Genomic DNA, 16,782 nt, shown 5'->3' with positions numbered 1-16,782 from the left:
TGGTAAGGGTGTTTTCCTTTTGTCCCGATTGATTTTCTGCTAAAATAAAATTAAGTAGGTACTATCTAGGGAGGTAATTAACAATGGGAGTTAGAGCTGAAGCTACACCTAATCCAAATGCACTAAAATTTACAACGGACAAACTTATATTTCAAGGAGACAGTAGTATTTCTGTAATGCCTGGTGATACAAGTGAGCATGAGATATTAAATGATATGATGAAACTTGACGGTGTTGATAATGTTTTTGGATACCAAAACTTTATTACGATAAATAAAATGTTTGATGCAGAATGGGATCAACTTGAAGCAAAAGTTAAAGAAGTATTTGAAAAACACGGATATTAAAATTACATAAGTAATATGTAAACAAAGAGAGGTACAAATCAAAATTATGATATGTACCTCTAATTTTTTACTGATTTTGTAGATTTCTTAAATCGACTGGAAGATAATTTTTATTTACCATTGTTCCATCTTCTTTTTTATCATACAACGTAATAACTGGCATTACTTGTGCTTCTCTTACCTTTTGGGTAAGTTCTAATTCAAGCTGAAAACTACCCCAGCCTTGATCATTTTTTTCTAGGTCAACAGCAGTTTCCTTCACGATTACTGAATCCCCCTGCTCAAATTTATAGAAGAATGTATTGTCCATAGCTTTGGCTTCACCCGAAACCCTAATAGTACTTTCTTGAATATTCATTTCAACATTCCTAAATTGAACCGCTGCACTTCCCTCTGTTTCTGCACTCTTCTCACCGTTTGATTCTGAGTCATTCTCTTCTTCGCTATTCTCATTAGCAGATTCGGAGCTAGTTCCTTCTTCACTGCTGCAAGCCACCAGAGCAAATGCGCAGAGTAATGTGATGATAAACTTTTTCATTTTTAACTCCCCCTTGTAGTGTACCGTTTTAATTGTCACGTCTGAAGAAACCAAATATGCCTGTTGTTTGAACTATATTAGTAAATGCATTCGGATCAACTTCACCAATTATTCGTTCCAGATCATATAACTCATACCGCGTTACAACAAGGTACATCATATTTTTGTCTTCTTTCGTGTATGCCCCTTTAGCTGGAATTATTGTAATTCCACGGACCATAGTATCATGTATCGCTTTTTGCAATTCATCTGCCTTAAGTGTAATAATCATTGCTGTCACTTTCTCATGACGGGTATGGATCGCATCAATTACACGTGTTGTAACATAGAGTGTTAACAATGTATAAAGTGCGTTTTCAGGTTCATAAAGGAACCCAGCCATTGCGATGATTATTCCATTTAACAACAGAAAATAAGTTCCGATTGGTCTATCTTTCATACGGGATAAAACCATCGCTACAATGTCCATACCACCTGTGGAAGCACCAAGCTTTAATGTAATTCCAACACCTGTCCCAGCTAAAACCCCGCCGAAAACAGCATTAAGTATAATATCTTCTGAAAAAATTACAATAGGCAACAGTTCTAAAAATACTGTCGTAAAAACAACAGAAATAACACTATATACGGTAAATCCTTTACCAACTTTATACCAGCCTAATATGGCAACTGGAATATTTAATATGAATAATAGAATACCTGTACTAACACCGATTCCCAGGAAATCATTGAATACACTGGAAATAAGCTGTGCAACACCTGTAAAGCCACTTGCGTAAACATTTGCTCCAATTAAGAAGAAGTTTAGTGACATAGCATTCAGCATTGCTCCGAATATTACAATTATAATACGTCTTGCTTCAAATAAAAACATAGCTACCTCCCTCTTGTGAGCTTCGATTAAGTTTATCATTATTTTTACATTTCTTACAAATATACTTTGACTATCTTTCCATATAGTTTTAAACTTAAGTATATACAAGTACTTTATATGAATGAAGGTGATTATAATGAGTATTAAAATTCTAGCAGACTCAGCATGTGATCTCTCAAAAGAACATTATAATGAATATGACATCGAAATGGTATCATTAACGGTCCATTTAGACGAGAATGAATTTGCAGATGGTAGAGAAATAAAGCCTAAAGCAATCTATGATGCTATGCGAGAAGAAAAGAGTCCCAAGACATCTCAAGTTGCTCCACAATCCTTTAAAACTATTTTCACATCGTATGCAGAATCAAATCAGCCATTAATCTACCTGGCATTATCATCAGAGTTATCCGGTACATACCAAACAGCAAAAATGATGGAACAGGAAGTTAAAGAAACATACCCTGACGCATCTATTCATGTTATTGATACGAAGTGTGTATCAATCGGACTTGGACTAATCGTCCTCCGTGCTGCCGAACTTGCTAAAGATGGCGCAAGTGTTGATGAAATCATCGAAACAGCTACATATCATGCAGAACATATGGAACATATTTTTACTGTTGATGATTTGGAATACCTCTATCGTGGTGGTCGTGTAAGTAAGACAGCGGCATTTGTTGGTACGCTCCTAAAAATAAAACCAATTCTGCATGTCGAGAACGGAAAGCTTGTCCCTCTCGAAAAAATAAGAGGCTCAAAAAAGTTATTAAACCGTATGCTTGAAATTATGGAGGAACGCGGAACTGACTTCACAAACCAAACGATTGGCATCAGTCATGGCGACGACTTGGAGACAGCCGAAAAATATGCTGAAATGTTTAAAGATAAATTTGGCGCTCACGATATTGTAATTGAAATGGTCGGTTCAGCTATTGGATCTCACGCGGGACCAGGAACGATCGCAATTTTCTTCTTAAATAAAGAATATAAGTAATTATAGATACTGATCCAATTAGTCTGGGTCAGTATTTTTTGTAATAATCTTGTAACATTATACCCCTTCTGTCGTCTAACAAATTAAAGACGCAAAAAAATATAGAGGTGACTAAATTATGAAAAAGAAAATCTGGTGGATAATTGGAACAAGTTTTATTGTTATTATTTCAGTGGCGTTTATCTTCTTTTCCAACACAATAACAGCAAACATTCCTTCCAAATCAAGTTACGCACCTACATTCAAAGATTGGACTATTCATTTTTCCAAAAAGATGAATCCCGATACGTTTACAAGCGAAACTGTAACAGTCAAGAACAACAACAACGAACAAGTTGATGTTTCATTTAAATGGAATGAAGATAATACGGTATTGACACTACAAGCACCTAATGACGGGTATAACATTGACCATACGTATATGATAACCGTTTCTGCTGAAGTTGAAACAGTTGCAGGTAGTCAATTGGACAATACATTTACGCACTCTTTCACAGCTGTAGCAAGAATACCAAACATAAAAGACAATGAACAACTAATGACATTACTTAACGAACGAATGGAACAACGAAAAGAAATGACTGTACAGCAAAATGATAGCTCAACAGAAGAAAGTTCTAGTGGTGATGCAGCAATGGACACAGCAAGCAGTGGTGAAAAAGCCTCTACAACAAATGTTCAAGTTGATGGTATTGATGAAGGTGATATTATCAAAACCGATGGCGAATTTGTGTATTTTGCTAGAGAATCTGACGTTGTGATAACCAATGCTAATAAAGATAATAGTAACGTATTAAGCACGATTTCCCAGGAAAGCTTTCGTCCAGCTGAACTTTATTTACACAAAGATAAACTGATCATGATTGGACATAAATCGGAGCCTATCCGAGAACAACAATCAGCCAAATCTGGTAGCGTAGAACGCTTTCCTCTGCACCGTATGCAAACTTCAGTGCTAATTTACGATGTTTCTGACAAAAGCAACCCAAAGGAAGTTCGGGAAATATCATTTGAAGGATCTCTTACAGCTTCGCGATTGATGGATGGACATATGTATTTAATTGCAAATCAGCATCCCCCATATCGTATTCTTGAAGAGGAGTCTATAGATACTGATGTAAGACCATTTGTTAAGGATACTGCTGTTAGTAACGAAGTAAAGCCATTGGATTATGATTCGATGTACTTTTTCCCTGAAAGTGAGGATGAGAATTTCTTGCTGTTAGGTTCAATTGACTTAGACAATATGAATAAAAAAATATCTATGGAATCCTACCTTGGTGCCTCCAATCAAATGTATATGTCCAAAGAAAATATCTATATTGCAGTAAATAAATATAATTACCAGGAAAAAGATGAAAACGATGCTGGTGAAAGTACAACTGATATTGCTATTGCAAGACCGCCGGCAAATACAGAAATCAATCAATTTAAAATCGATAGCGGAAAAATAACGTATAATGCTTCTACGGTTGTTAATGGTACACTAATTAATCAGTTTGCCATGGATGAACGTAACAAAACATTTCGTGTGGCAACAACAAAGGGAGATATGTGGAATGAAAAAGAACCTTCTACCAATAACCTGTATACATTCGATTTACAGATGAACCCGATTGGAAAATTAGAAGGTTTAGCCAAGGACGAACGAATCTATAGCGTCAGATTCATGGAAGAAGTTGCGTACATGGTAACATTTAAACAGGTTGATCCACTTTTTGTTATCGATTTAAAGAATCCAGAAAAACCTGCTGTTCTCGGCAAATTAAAGATCCCTGGATTCAGCAACTACTTGCACCCCTTAGATGATAACCATGTAATTGGTTTCGGTCAAAACACAAAGTTAGTTGAAACCAAGGATGAACGTGAGCCGCGAGTCAGAATTAACGGACTGAAAATATCAGTATTTGATGTGGCTGATCCAACAAATCCAAAAGAGGAATTTAGTGAGATTATCGGTCAGGGACACTCCTATACGGAACTCAACCATAATCATAATGCTTTATACAAGCATCCAGAGGATAATATTTTTGGCTTCCCAGCAACATTGTTTGAAACTAAAACAGTTCATAAAGGTGATGCAACGTATGAAGAACAGTCACTAGTTTACGAAGGTGCCTTTTTATACAACATTACACCTGAGAATGGAATTAATGTAAAAGATACCATTACACATCAGCAGAAAATGGAACAAATGCAGCATCCAAAATGGGAATCTGAAATCAAACGGATGGTATCTGTTGGGAACACATTATACACATTCTCCCTAAGCCAAATGAAAGTTTATGATATGTCAGAAGAGTATGTTACACAAACAGTCGAATTACCAGAACTGAAAGAAAGATATTAACAATTAGTAACGATATTTGGGGCTCCCTTTAATTTAGGGCGCCCTTTTTGTATAACCCCCTCCCTGTCTTTAGCAAAATCGCTTAAATTTTCCTATTTTGTAGTTGATATAAAATGCAACACAGATACGATTAGAAGTATTTAGTGAGAATCTCTAACCACGCAGCTTGAATATACTCGCTTTCCGTGGGCTCACCACGAGCCCGCGGAAAGCGTAGTGTGTTTCCGAAGCGTCATAATAGCACTCAAATTTTTTAAAAAGTACGTCGCATTTTATATCAAATAAGAACCATTGATCTAAGTCAACTCAAGTAGTGTTTCTCAGCCTTTCTTATTCCTTCAAAGTTTATGCGTTCATTTTACGCTGCGCAAGTTGAATTAATTAGCATTATACAAAAGCCTCCAGCATATATTTCTGATAGGACAACCTTAAGCGAAATCTTTTGATGGAGGGTTTATATGAGTATGAGTATATTTGAACTAATAACGATTTTTGAAACGGATCGAAATCAGCCACCTGAATCAATTAACGCTCTTTTGGATTTCTATCAGCAAAAATACATCAACTGTGAAATTGACATAAATGAGTATCGAAAAATCTATTACTATTTGCATAGACAAGGCGCTATCTCAGCTCATGAGTACGCTTAATAGAAACAATTAGTCCTCCAGAAGAGGGCTTTTTTATGATTTAAATTATTAATCTCGGGGAATGGATAAAACAACAATTAACATTCCAGGAGGAGATAAGATGGATAAAAATAATAAAAGGAAAACACCACCACCCCAACATCAATCTAAGCAACCTGGCGTGGAGTCGAAAATGCATCCTGAGCCGGAATATATTAGTAAAGACTATAAACCGAGCAACAAATTAAAAAGCAAAGTTGCCATTGTTACTGGTGGTGACAGTGGAATTGGACGCGCAATCAGTATTCACTTTGCAAAAGAAGGTGCAGACATCGCGATAGTCTATCTTAATGAACATGAAGACGCAAAAGAAACACAGCGATTAGTTGAACTGGAAGGTCAGAAATGCTTGCTGATTAATGGTGATATTGGCAACCAGCCATTTTGCGAAGCGGCAGTCACAGAAGTACTTGAGACGTTTTCAAAAATAGATATTCTTGTAAACAATGCAGCTGAACAACATCCGCAAGATGCATTCTCAAACATCTCAAGTGAACAGCTTGAACAAACGTTTCGAACAAATGTTTTCGGAACATTTCATATGACGAAAGCAGCATTACAAAATATGCGTCAAGGTAGTATAATTATCAACACTTCATCGATCACAGCCTATCAAGGAAGTGAAGATCTTATTGATTATTCAGCTACAAAAGGCGCTATTACTTCATTTACGCGCTCATTGTCACAATCATTAGTGGATAAAGGCATACGAGTAAATGCAGTTGCACCAGGACCAATTTGGACTCCGCTAATTCCTTCAACCTTTAGCGCAGGAAAAGTTGATACTTTTGGTGGAAATACGCCGATGAAGCGCCCTGGAGAGCCAAAGGAATTAGCACCAGCATATGTTTATCTAGCAAGTGATGATGCAAGCTATGTGACAGGACAAGTTATTCATATAAATGGCGGAATGATTGTTAACGGGTAGAGTAATTGGTAATTCGGAACGAGCAAATTAAACATACGGATTAAGCAAAAATAGCAGTTAGAGGTCATAGAAGCCGCTATTTCTATAAAAACAGTGCTTTAACGTGGGTATGCGGACACAAAAGACCTTATTTGACATATACCTGAGTATAACAGGGATAATTCTGCGATATAAGGTCGCTGGTGTCCGCTAAAGTTTTTTAGCATTCCTACTCAGGTTAATTTTCAGTTTGCCATTTTTCATAGTTGATGGTGGCTGAGCACACGGCAGCCATGTGGTTTTTTAATCCCTAAAAAACTGACCATCAATTAACATACAAAATTGATGGTCATTCCAATCTGAATTGCTTACGCTTCAGCTTCTTCTCTTTTTTTCTGTTTTCTGCTTAATAGGATGACACCCAAGACGAATAAAAGAAAAATACCTATAACCGTTCCAATAAATGTCCAATTTAGTCCAGTATCATTCTGTTCGATGTAAACTTCTGCGGTTTCACGTGCAAGACCAATTTTAAATTCACCTTTTTCATTTTCCCGTACAAGATTATCTCCAAGCAGACCTTTCAATTGCATACTAGAGTCAATTCCATCAATTGAAATAGCTTGTGACTCCGTATCATTATTGATAGCGATATAGACCGTTTTACCTTCATATGAACGTTTCATCAGGCTCATGGCACCACTTGAACCTAATAGCTCATAGTCTCCCTTTTGGAGGGGAGGAAACTGAGAGCGAAGTGCTGAAGCTCTATTGATGAACTCTGATAAATCTTCATCTCCACTATTAAATTGGACCATCTCCTGACTATCTGGAAACGCCCCACCACCCATCGGAATCTCAGATCCTTGATAAATCATTGGAGTTCCTGGAGCAGTGTATAAATAAGTTAAAGCTAATTTCCATGTCGTTAATGGATTCCGGGCATTTTTCAGCAGCTTTTGCGTAAAGCGTTCAGTGTATTTGTTATCCAAGTAGGTTAGGTCCTCACTTTTGCCACTGGCTACCCAAGCATCATAAAGGTTTGAAACAGGCTCTCCTGCACTTGCAAAGGTTTCTGTTATCGGTTCATATATCGGATGATTCTCCACCATATCAATTTGTGTATTCTCTTTGATATCACCTGTATATTCCTCGCCGCTTAAAATATCTCCAAGCATATAGAAATTCGGGTTTTGTTCATTAATGTGAGCAGTCAATTCTTTTAAAAATGACTCATTGGTATAATCAGCTGCATGAAATTTATATCCATCAATATTTGCTTCCTCAATCCAGTAATCTGCAGCATCCATTAGGAATTTTTGTACTTCTGGGTTTGACTGATCAAGTACAACAGCTTGATCAAGCCATTGGTATGACTGAACATTATTATTTTCTTTCAGCCAGTCACTTTTACTTGAATCCTCTGTCATGGGATGTGTCACTGACACGTAGTTTGTTACAAACTCCATTACTACTTTAATGTCACGTTCATGGGCTTCTTTTACTAGTTTTTTCAAATCTTCCATTGTACCAAACTGGTCATCAACTTTATAAAAGTCTTCAATCCAATAACCATGATAGCCACCAGGTGCGTTTTCCATAATCGGAGACAATACAATCGTGGTATACCCTAAATCTTTTAAGGATCCAAGTTTATCAGTTACTCCTTGTAAATCTCCACCATGATAAGCAAGGGGATCATCCAAATTAACCTGTTCCCCCGCTAAAGGATCACCGTTATTGAAACGATCAACTAATAGATTATAAATAATTTCACTATGTATGGTTTCTTTTTCTGCTGCACCAGCCGGGTTAGTTATTCCGAGCGAAAAAGAAATTATTATAAGTGTTAATAGTAAGTGTTTCATCATTGTACTCCTTTTAGAAAACTTGGCCGATTGTTAAAGAGATTCTTATGAAAGCGTATTTCACCTAACTGCTTAGAAAACTTGGCTTATCGCCAAGCCTTTATATAGATAAGCTTTAGTTGCACTTATGCAGTAAGAAAGGATTTATACTTTCTTATCTGCCAGAAAAATAATAGTTAATACCTCCCTATTATTAACCTTTTTCAAAAATAGTCAATGAATACTGTGAGATTGTCGAAAATCCTTCATATTTTAAAAAATACTATTCCGAAAAATCATAGGTTGTAGAAAATAAGTGAGATAGTTCTTCCTCTGGGTGTATATGCAATTTCACACTATTTACAGCAATTGGTCCTTCATTAAATCCACCAGCAATTAGTTGAAGTTTGTGTTGATAATTGGCTATATCACCAACTGCGAACATACCTGGGATTGAAGTCGCCATTTCCCCATTCACTTTAATGGTGCCACCTTCCATATCCATTCCCCAGTCTGCAATAGGTCCAAGGTCTATTTCAAATCCATGATTTACGATCAATGCATCGATTTCAAGCTCCTCTACTTCATTTGTTTGCAGGTTTTTAACGAATGCACTTGAAATTTGTCCCCCGTCCCCTACTAAGCTATCAACGAAATAAGGAGTCTTAACATCCACGGATGAGTTCTTCATCTTTGTAATATTACTTTCTATTCCACTAAAAGCTTTTTTGCGGTAAACCAATGTGACCTGATCTGCTACAGATTCCAATTCGTTTGCCCAGTCGACCGCGGAATTTCCTCCGCCAGACAGGAGTACACGTTTTCCACGATAACTTTCCAGGCGCTTTATCGTATAATTAAGGCTCTTTTCTTCGAATTGACTTGCATTCGGCAATTCCAATTTCGTTGATTTAAGCGTCCCAAAGCCTGTTGCTACGATAATCGTTCGTGTATAGTGTTTAGCACCATTATCACTAGTTAGGATAAACGTTCCATCATGAAGTTTTTCTACATGTAGGCATTGTTCTCCTAAAACAACAGTCGGATTGAATGTCATCGCCTGTTCAATCAATTGATCTGTCAACTTTTCACCGGAAATGCTCGCTATACCTCCAATATCCCTTATTACCTTTTCAGGATAAAAATATGGAACTTTTCCACCTAAAAATGGCAGGTATTCAATTATTTTGGTTTTCATCTCACGCATGCCGCTATAAAAGGCAGTGAATAGGCCCACGGGTCCTCCGCCAATAATCGTAACGTCATAAACTTCATGTTGTTCGGTCATAAAAAAAACCTCCACGGCTTATTTGGTTTTAACTAAAAGATATACAAAATAAGGTGTACTAAGAACAGCCACAACAACTCCGGCAGGTATTTCTGTTGGCGTTAATAAATTCTTGCCAATTGTATCTGAAACCATTAACAGAAGTGCACCAATTAATGTTGAAATTGGAATAATATATTGATGCAACGGACCAATTATCCTTCGTGCAATATGTGGTACGACTAGTCCCAGAAAAGCAATTGCACCACCAGCAGCAACACTAGCTCCCGCTAACGCAACTGCGATAAGCAGCAGCAGACGTCTATCCCCTTCAACTTTAGACCCCAACCCAGCAGCAACATCATCGCCGAGGTTTAAGACATTCAGTACGTTTGCCTTGTGAAGTGCATATGGAACGAGTATAAGAATCCATGGCAGCAAAGCTAATACAAATGACCAATTGGCGCTCCATATATCACCGGAAAGCCAAACGGTTGCCTGTCTGAAGTCCTGCGGGTTCATTTTTAGCTGAAAAATAATTAACGCTGCACTGAATCCTGCATTAACACCTATTCCCACAAGCACCAGCCGTATTGGATTGACACCATTTTTCCATGCTAATGTATATACTAGAAATGCTGCAAATAAAGCTCCAACTAACGCAAATAGTGGCATTATAAAAATAGATAACGTTGTATTCAATGAATCCTGGATAAAAAATATAAATAATACGACCGCAAGACCTGCCCCAGTATTAATTCCCAAAATACCAGGGTCAGCCAGATCATTTTGGGTGACTCCCTGCAGAATTACTCCGGATACCGCAAGACCTGAGCCAATCAGTAAAGCTAATATAATCCCTGGTAAGCGAAAGTCAAATAACACCAATCCTTGTCTTTCCGTCCCTTGCCCAGTTAGCGTTTTTATTACATCTAATGGCGCTATATTGATAACACCAGTACTAAGGCTGATAAAGAACATGGTGATAATTAATACGATGAATAACGCTATAATACCAATAAATCGACCTGTTTTCTTTTGATAAATCGGGTTCATTATTTGCCACCCCCACTACTGCCGCGAGCTAGATATAAAAAGAATGGTACACCAATTAGCGATGTTATCGCACCAACCGGCGTTTCATATGGAGCATTTATCAGCCGTGAGACAATGTCGGATAAAACCAGCAGAAGTGCACCAAATAATGCTGATGAAGGAATAATCCAGCGATAATCCGTACCCATGATAAAACGGGACATATGAGGGATTATCAGGCCCATAAAACCAATGGCACCTGCAACAGAGACTGCTGCTCCAGTTAAAATCAGTACTGTCAGAATACCGAGCACTTTAATCACCAAATTATTTTGCCCAAGCCCTACCGCAATATCTTCACCAAGGTTTAGTACTGTAATTGATTTCGCTATCATAAAAGCAATAAATATTCCGATCGCACCGGATATCAGCAAAATCTGAATAGAGCTCCAATTTGTTCCTGCCAGTCCCCCAGCAAGCCAAAAACCTAATTGCTTTTCAAGCTGAAAATGTAGTGCAATTATAGTCGAAACCGAGCTTAATAGTGTCCCAATTGCAACACCAGCTAACGCAAGTTTAACCGGGGTCAAGCCACCCGTTGAAAAAGAACCGACCATAAAGACCAGTACAACTGCAACACCAGCACCAGCAAACGAAGCAAGTGTTAAACCAAGACCAGAGACACCCGGAATAAATGCCATTGTCAGAACAAGAGCGAATGCAGCTCCATTTGTAACACCCATGATTGAAGGTGAAGCTAACGGATTACGGGTCATACCCTGCATGACAGCACCTGATACAGCTAAAAATGCACCAACAAGTGCTGCAGCAATTGCCCGCGGAAGCCTCAATTCCTGGATTACCTGATGTGATGTTATATCTCTATCAAAGTTACTAATCGCCCGCCAAACAGTTGATAGATTTATATCTACCGCCCCATAGGCAATTGATAGTCCCATTGCAAGTAATAATGCTATTATGGTTAAAATATTGATTATTATTTTTAAAAATGACGAATGCTGAATAGTAGATAACATGATTTTCTCCTGCACTTACAAACTATTTCCTAATGTAAAAGTATAAGCCTTCAAACTTCCCACTGCAATGACAAAAATTCAATTGACATTACAGTTGAAAATGATTATCATTACCATTAGGAATTTATTATAACATAAGAGGAGACTTACATATGTTTAAAATTAAAAAATCCCGTTTTTTATTAATGAGTTTAGTTTTGTTGCTAACATTAATCATTTCGGCATGTGGTGATGATAGTTCAGATTCCAGTTCAGATGCCGGCGATCAAGATAGTGAACAGAAGTCCGAGGTAACATTAGACAGTAAAATGGGAGAAGTTACACTCCCAACTGATGCTGAACGGATTATTGCTCCCTTTCATGAAGACGCATTACTCGCACTTGGAGTTACCCCAGTTGCTAAATGGGCAATTGGACAAAGCGTCCAGAATTACTTGGAATATGAATTAAAGGACCTTCCAAAAATCGAATGGAATCTTCCACTTGAACAAGTACTAAATCAGAACCCTGATTTAATCATACTGGAACATGGTATCGACAGTTATGAAGGATCATATGAAGATTATCAAAAAATCGCCCCAACTTTTGTCATGAAAGAAGAAACAACAAACAACTGGCGTAAGCAAATAGAAACTTTTGGTAAAATTCTTGAAAAAGAAGAAAAAGCCGATGAAGCCATAAATCAGTATAAAGAAAAAGTTGCAAATGCAAAAGAAACATTAAGTGGTGCAATAGGCGACGAAACTGTTGCAGCAATTTGGGCAACAGGGAATCAGTTTTTTGTATTTGAAGAAAACCGCCATAGCGCAGAAGTGCTTTATTCGGAATTAGGGATTAATTCACCCGAACTCATCAAGAATCTTGGAGAAGCCCAAGCACAATGGAATCCACTTTCACTTGAGAAGCTTTCCGAATTAAAAGCTGATCATGTTTTCCTGCTCGCATCAGAGGGTGAACAAGGAATCGAAACATTGAAAAACAGTGATGTCTGGCAAAGTACTCCAGCAGCCAAAAATGGTAATGTATATATTTTGAATGACCCAAGTTACTGGACTAATAAAGGGTTAATCGCTTCCGAAAAAACAATCGATGACGTACTTAAAGCGTTAACGAAGTAACTATTCACCAATACAATCGAATCTCAAGAGCAAAAAGTGTCATTATTTATTAAATTAAATATGACACTTTTTTGCGTTGGCATTCGATTATAGTTATGAACAATCCATAAGTCTGTAAAAATGTGACAAATTGAGCGAGAATTTTGTGAACTTGAGCCGACTTTGTGACAGTTTGAGCCGGATATTGTGAACTTTGAGCTGATTTTGTGACAGTTTGAGCCAAATGGCTAAAAATCCATTAAAAAAGGACTTTTCCTCACTTGAAAAGTCCTTTTTAATCACCTATGGTAAAAAACCAAATCCTAATCGTCCAAAACCTAGAATTAGTGTGAGAATAATTGCAATTGCCAGCTGAATCCACCAGCTTTTCGTTGCTTCTTCTCTTCCCATTTTCAAGCTGATCATTTCCATGGCAAAGATAGCCCATATTCCTGCAAGGCCTTTAAAGATGGCTTCTCCCATTTGCGGACCGCTGAAATATGCTGCAAGCAGCGTACCACCGGAATACAATATTAATAAATAGTCCAGACGCAGTATCATTTGTACTATTTTTGCACCTTTTGCCTTGCCTGATTTATGTAGCACTACTACTACAATAAATAGAATAATTGCCAAGACCCATGCAGTGACGTGTAAATGTGTATTCATTTATGTTCCTCCTATGCGTTAAGACATAATAAAACTATCATATCATGTACCACTAAGAAATTCATTTGAAAATTATTTGAACATCCCAAACTGGAAGTAAAATAGATTAAAAACTGTTATACTATAATTTGTAAAGCAGATTTAAAATCGGAGGGATAGTATGGTACAAAACAGTCAGCAAATTATTGATCAGACTCAGGAATATGGGGCTAAAAATTATCATCCGCTTCCTGTTGTCATATCCAAAGCAGAGGGTGTTTGGGTTGAAGATCCAGAAGGTAATCGCTACATGGATATGCTTAGTGCCTATTCAGCAGTAAACCAAGGTCATCGTCACCCGAAAATCATTGATGCATTAAAAAAACAAGCAGATCAAGTAACACTAACCTCACGAGCTTTTCATAATGATCAATTAGGTCCATGGTATGAAAAGATTTGCAAATTAACCAACAAAGAAATGACGCTCCCAATGAATACTGGGGCTGAAGCTGTCGAGACAGCTATTAAAACAGCACGTCGTTGGGCGTATGATGTAAAAAATGTCCCTGAGGGACAAGCAGAAATAATTGCATGTGAAGGAAACTTCCACGGTCGTACGATGGCAGCAGTTTCGTTATCTTCCGATGCAGAAAACAAGCGTGGTTTTGGACCAATGCTTCCAGGAATAAAAGTCATTCCATATGGGGATATTGACGCTTTAAAGGCAGCTATTAACGAAAATACTGCAGGCTTCTTATTCGAGCCAATCCAAGGCGAAGCTGGTATTGTCATGCCACCAGAAGGATTCCTTAAAGAAGCATATGATGTATGCTCAGAAAACAATGTATTATATATTGCTGATGAAATTCAGGCTGGTTTAGGTCGAACTGGAAAAATGTTCGCCTGTGACTGGGAGAATGTGTCACCAGATATTCTCATTTTAGGAAAAGCGCTAGGTGGTGGTGTATTCCCTATCTCATGTGTCGTTGCCAACAAAAACATTCTTGGCGTATTCAATCCGGGGTCACATGGCTCTACATTTGGCGGAAATCCACTGGCATGTGCGGTCTCAGTTGCGTCACTCGAAGTACTGGAAGAAGAGAAATTGGCTGACCGGTCATTGGAACTTGGTAATTATATGATGGATGAGCTTAAAAGCATTGATAATCCGATGATCAAGGAAGTGCGAGGCAAAGGCCTGTTTATAGGAGTTGAACTGAATGAGGCTGCCCGTCCATACTGCGAGGCATTAAAAGAGAGAGGCCTTCTATGTAAAGAAACACACGAAAATGTAATTCGATTCGCTCCTCCACTTATCATTGAAAAAGATGACTTGAAATGGGCAGTGAACCATATTAAAGATGTTTTAAAAGGCTAGTAATTAAGTAAAGCTTGGATAGTAAGACTATCCAAGCTTTACTTTTAATTTATGTCTTTTTCTAAAAAATTTATATATCTAAATGTGATCATTAAAAAGCCACAGAACTTATGAAAAGAACTTAATTTACAGATGGCTCCTCATTTGAGATATCACTAAAAATACCAACATATTTAATGATTTCTCCTTCATCACCTTCAATTGCACTTATAGTCAGCCATTCATGATAGACTTCACCATTTTTTCGTTTATTCCAAATATCACCCTGCCAATAATGTTTTTTATCCAACTCATCCCACATGGATTGGTAAAAATCAGCTGTATGATAACCGGAACTTAATATTTTTGTCTTTTCTCCTAAAGCTTCCTCTGCTGTATACCCAGTTACTTCAGTAAAAGCCTTATTTACGTTTGTAATATATCCATTTGTATCTGTAACCATAACACCTTAACCTGTGTTCTCCACAATTTGATTGGAAAGATTAAGCTTGTCTGTATAATACATCCAAATGACAATAATTAAACTTGCTAACGCAAACTGCGATAAAGCCATAAATCCAATTGCATAGTGACCTGTCAGACTGAAAACAGTTGACAATATTAGTGGCGGGAAGAAGCCTCCTAAGCCACCCATTGCTGCAACAATACCATTTACTATACCACCTTGTTTTGAGAAGTAAAAAGGAACTAGCTTAAAAATAGTCCCATTCCCAATCCCAGAACAAATCGCAACGGTTAATGTACCGACCGTATACAATGTGATCGTTGGAGAAAATGATAGCAAAACCCCGGACAATGTTAACCCAGTAAACACAAGTATTAAGATTTTAAAGGGATCAAACTTATCCCCAAGCCAACCACCGAGGGGACGAATTAATGTACATAGTGCGATAAAACCAGCTGTCCGTAACCCAGCATCAACTTCTGTCAAATTAAATTCTGATACTAAGAAATTTGGAAGATAAACTGTAAATGCTACAAACGAACCAAAAGTCAGAAAGTAAAATAGACTTAGGAACCAAAGTTTTTGATTAAGATAAACTGCTTTAATTTGATCCTTCAATGGCGTCGATACCTTTGGTTCTTTGCGGTCACCGAAGATAAAGTTTAATATCGCGAACAATATTAGCGGTATAATTAATAATCGCACAGTTACTTCCCAGCCAAATTGTCCAGCAATTATCGGTGCCCCAAAAGCAGTTAACGCTGTACCAATATTACCGACACCATAGATTCCATTTACGAAGCCATGGCGTTCTTTTGGATAATACTTAGGAAGTGATGTTACACCAGTAGAGAATATCGCTCCACCGACACCAATAAACAAGCCAGCAATAATTAAGCCGATAAATGAATTAGCTATACTAATATAATATACTGGAAATATTAAAAAGATAAGACTAATTAAAAATATCCACCTGGCTCCAAAGCGATTTGTCCAATACCCGATAGGCACACGTAAAATAGATCCTAAGATAACAGGGACTGCTGTTACCCAAGAAACTTGTCCCATTGTTAGATTGATGTCCTCTTTTATAAATGGCATTAATGATGATAATATTACCCATACCATGAATCCAACAACTAAACTTAATGTCTGAAGGGGTAATTGTAATTTCTGTTTATTCAATATAACTACTCCTTTCATTGCCGAATCCTATTGTCTTTAAGACGTTCAACAAGTTAAATATGTAAAAGCATTTTGTCTAGTATAACGTAAACACATCTTCTTTTATACCATTATACTATGACATTATTATGGCGGTTTCGC

14 protein-coding genes and 1 pseudogene are annotated in these 16,782 nt (G+C 37.4%); 7 read left to right on the top strand and 8 right to left on the bottom strand.

Annotated features, from left to right (window positions below; all coding sequences use genetic code 11):
• Positions 1 to 83 precede the first annotated feature (83 nt).
• Positions 84 to 347, top strand: a complete 264-nt coding sequence (locus tag BMY13_RS10725; RefSeq protein WP_092504516.1) for a NifU N-terminal domain-containing protein — start codon at positions 84 to 86, stop codon at positions 345 to 347.
• A gap of 67 nt (positions 348 to 414) precedes the next feature.
• Here BMY13_RS10725 and BMY13_RS10720 read toward each other — a convergent pair whose 3' ends face one another.
• The gene (locus tag BMY13_RS10720) at positions 415 to 885 is read right to left on the bottom strand and encodes a hypothetical protein (protein WP_092504514.1); all 471 of its coding nucleotides are present in this window, start codon (positions 883 to 885) and stop codon (positions 415 to 417) included.
• 28 nt (positions 886 to 913) lie between these two features.
• Positions 914 to 1,759 (bottom strand): YitT family protein, encoded by an 846-nt coding sequence (locus BMY13_RS10715; protein WP_092493654.1) that lies wholly within the window; start codon positions 1,757 to 1,759, stop codon positions 914 to 916.
• Between the two features lie 136 nt (positions 1,760 to 1,895).
• Between BMY13_RS10715 and BMY13_RS10710 the strand changes: the two genes are divergently transcribed.
• From BMY13_RS10710 to BMY13_RS10695, 4 genes are all read left to right on the top strand, one after another.
• Positions 1,896 to 2,756 carry a DegV family protein gene (locus BMY13_RS10710; RefSeq protein WP_092493653.1) on the top strand — a complete coding sequence of 287 codons (861 nt, stop codon included), beginning with the start codon at positions 1,896 to 1,898 and terminating at the stop codon, positions 2,754 to 2,756.
• A gap of 118 nt (positions 2,757 to 2,874) precedes the next feature.
• Positions 2,875 to 5,106, top strand: coding sequence for a beta-propeller domain-containing protein (locus BMY13_RS10705; RefSeq protein WP_092504512.1), 2,232 nt, complete (start codon positions 2,875 to 2,877; stop codon positions 5,104 to 5,106).
• Positions 5,107 to 5,564: 458 nt separating this feature from the next.
• Entirely contained in the window at positions 5,565 to 5,756 is a 192-nt protein-coding gene (gene yppF, locus BMY13_RS10700) for a YppF family protein (protein WP_342728881.1), read from the top strand.
• A gap of 100 nt (positions 5,757 to 5,856) precedes the next feature.
• Positions 5,857 to 6,723 (top strand): SDR family oxidoreductase, encoded by an 867-nt coding sequence (locus BMY13_RS10695; RefSeq protein WP_092504510.1) that lies wholly within the window; start codon positions 5,857 to 5,859, stop codon positions 6,721 to 6,723.
• Positions 6,724 to 7,070: 347 nt separating this feature from the next.
• On the opposite strand, the gene BMY13_RS10690 is transcribed toward BMY13_RS10695, so the two are convergent.
• The 4 genes from BMY13_RS10690 to BMY13_RS10675 form a co-directional block, all read right to left on the bottom strand.
• Positions 7,071 to 8,570 (bottom strand): alpha-amylase family glycosyl hydrolase, encoded by a 1,500-nt coding sequence (locus BMY13_RS10690; RefSeq protein WP_092504508.1) that lies wholly within the window; start codon positions 8,568 to 8,570, stop codon positions 7,071 to 7,073.
• 262 nt (positions 8,571 to 8,832) lie between these two features.
• The gene (locus tag BMY13_RS10685; RefSeq protein WP_092504505.1) at positions 8,833 to 9,837 is read right to left on the bottom strand and encodes an NAD(P)/FAD-dependent oxidoreductase; all 1,005 of its coding nucleotides are present in this window, start codon (positions 9,835 to 9,837) and stop codon (positions 8,833 to 8,835) included.
• 18 nt (positions 9,838 to 9,855) lie between these two features.
• A complete protein-coding gene (locus BMY13_RS10680) occupies positions 9,856 to 10,872 on the bottom strand; it encodes a FecCD family ABC transporter permease (RefSeq protein ID WP_092493648.1) in 1,017 nt (338 codons plus the stop codon).
• Complete coding sequence (locus BMY13_RS10675) at positions 10,872 to 11,888, bottom strand: FecCD family ABC transporter permease (RefSeq protein ID WP_092493647.1); 1,017 nt, start codon at positions 11,886 to 11,888, stop codon at positions 10,872 to 10,874. The genes BMY13_RS10680 and BMY13_RS10675 overlap by 1 nt, the downstream gene beginning before the upstream one ends.
• Positions 11,889 to 12,040: 152 nt before the next feature.
• On the opposite strand from BMY13_RS10675, the gene BMY13_RS10670 reads away from it, so the two are divergent.
• Positions 12,041 to 13,006: an ABC transporter substrate-binding protein gene (locus BMY13_RS10670; RefSeq protein WP_092504502.1), complete on the top strand. Its 966-nt coding sequence runs from the start codon at positions 12,041 to 12,043 to the stop codon at positions 13,004 to 13,006.
• Positions 13,007 to 13,288: 282 nt separating this feature from the next.
• Here the strand turns inward: BMY13_RS10670 and BMY13_RS10665 are convergent, their stop codons facing one another.
• On the bottom strand, positions 13,289 to 13,654 hold the full coding sequence (locus BMY13_RS10665) for a YisL family protein (protein WP_092504500.1): 366 nt from the start codon (positions 13,652 to 13,654) through the stop codon (positions 13,289 to 13,291).
• Positions 13,655 to 13,814: 160 nt separating this feature from the next.
• On the opposite strand from BMY13_RS10665, the gene BMY13_RS10660 reads away from it, so the two are divergent.
• Positions 13,815 to 15,011 (top strand): ornithine--oxo-acid transaminase, encoded by a 1,197-nt coding sequence (locus BMY13_RS10660; RefSeq protein WP_092493644.1) that lies wholly within the window; start codon positions 13,815 to 13,817, stop codon positions 15,009 to 15,011.
• 121 nt (positions 15,012 to 15,132) lie between these two features.
• Here BMY13_RS10660 and BMY13_RS10650 read toward each other — a convergent pair.
• A pseudogene (locus tag BMY13_RS10650) lies at positions 15,133 to 16,659 on the bottom strand (nitrate/nitrite transporter).
• Positions 16,660 to 16,782: the final 123 nt, after the last annotated feature.

This window comes from Virgibacillus subterraneus (assembly GCF_900110695.1).
GTDB lineage: Bacteria > Bacillota > Bacilli > Bacillales > Amphibacillaceae > Lentibacillus > Lentibacillus subterraneus.
The sequence above is the reverse complement of the archived record's forward strand: the minus strand, read 5'-3'. Positions and strand labels throughout refer to the sequence as shown.

Bases quoted from the DNA above. Each gene is read 5' to 3' on its own strand.
- BMY13_RS10720 (WP_092504514.1), bottom strand. From the start codon at position 885: ATGAAAAAGTTTATCATCACATTACTCTGCGCATTTGCTCTGGTGGCT.
- BMY13_RS10665 (WP_092504500.1), bottom strand. From the start codon at position 13,654: ATGAATACACATTTACACGTCACTGCATGGGTCTTGGCAATTATTCTA.
- BMY13_RS10670 (WP_092504502.1), top strand. From the start codon at position 12,041: ATGTTTAAAATTAAAAAATCCCGTTTTTTATTAATGAGTTTAGTTTTG.
- BMY13_RS10705 (WP_092504512.1), top strand. From the start codon at position 2,875: ATGAAAAAGAAAATCTGGTGGATAATTGGAACAAGTTTTATTGTTATT.
- BMY13_RS10680 (WP_092493648.1), bottom strand. From the start codon at position 10,872: ATGAACCCGATTTATCAAAAGAAAACAGGTCGATTTATTGGTATTATA.
- BMY13_RS10685 (WP_092504505.1), bottom strand. From the start codon at position 9,837: ATGACCGAACAACATGAAGTTTATGACGTTACGATTATTGGCGGAGGA.
- BMY13_RS10695 (WP_092504510.1), top strand. From the start codon at position 5,857: ATGGATAAAAATAATAAAAGGAAAACACCACCACCCCAACATCAATCT.
- BMY13_RS10690 (WP_092504508.1), bottom strand. From the start codon at position 8,570: ATGAAACACTTACTATTAACACTTATAATAATTTCTTTTTCGCTCGGA.
- BMY13_RS10675 (WP_092493647.1), bottom strand. From the start codon at position 11,888: ATGTTATCTACTATTCAGCATTCGTCATTTTTAAAAATAATAATCAAT.
- BMY13_RS10715 (WP_092493654.1), bottom strand. From the start codon at position 1,759: ATGTTTTTATTTGAAGCAAGACGTATTATAATTGTAATATTCGGAGCA.
- BMY13_RS10660 (WP_092493644.1), top strand. From the start codon at position 13,815: ATGGTACAAAACAGTCAGCAAATTATTGATCAGACTCAGGAATATGGG.
- yppF (WP_342728881.1), top strand. From the start codon at position 5,565: ATGAGTATGAGTATATTTGAACTAATAACGATTTTTGAAACGGATCGA.
- BMY13_RS10710 (WP_092493653.1), top strand. From the start codon at position 1,896: ATGAGTATTAAAATTCTAGCAGACTCAGCATGTGATCTCTCAAAAGAA.
- BMY13_RS10725 (WP_092504516.1), top strand. From the start codon at position 84: ATGGGAGTTAGAGCTGAAGCTACACCTAATCCAAATGCACTAAAATTT.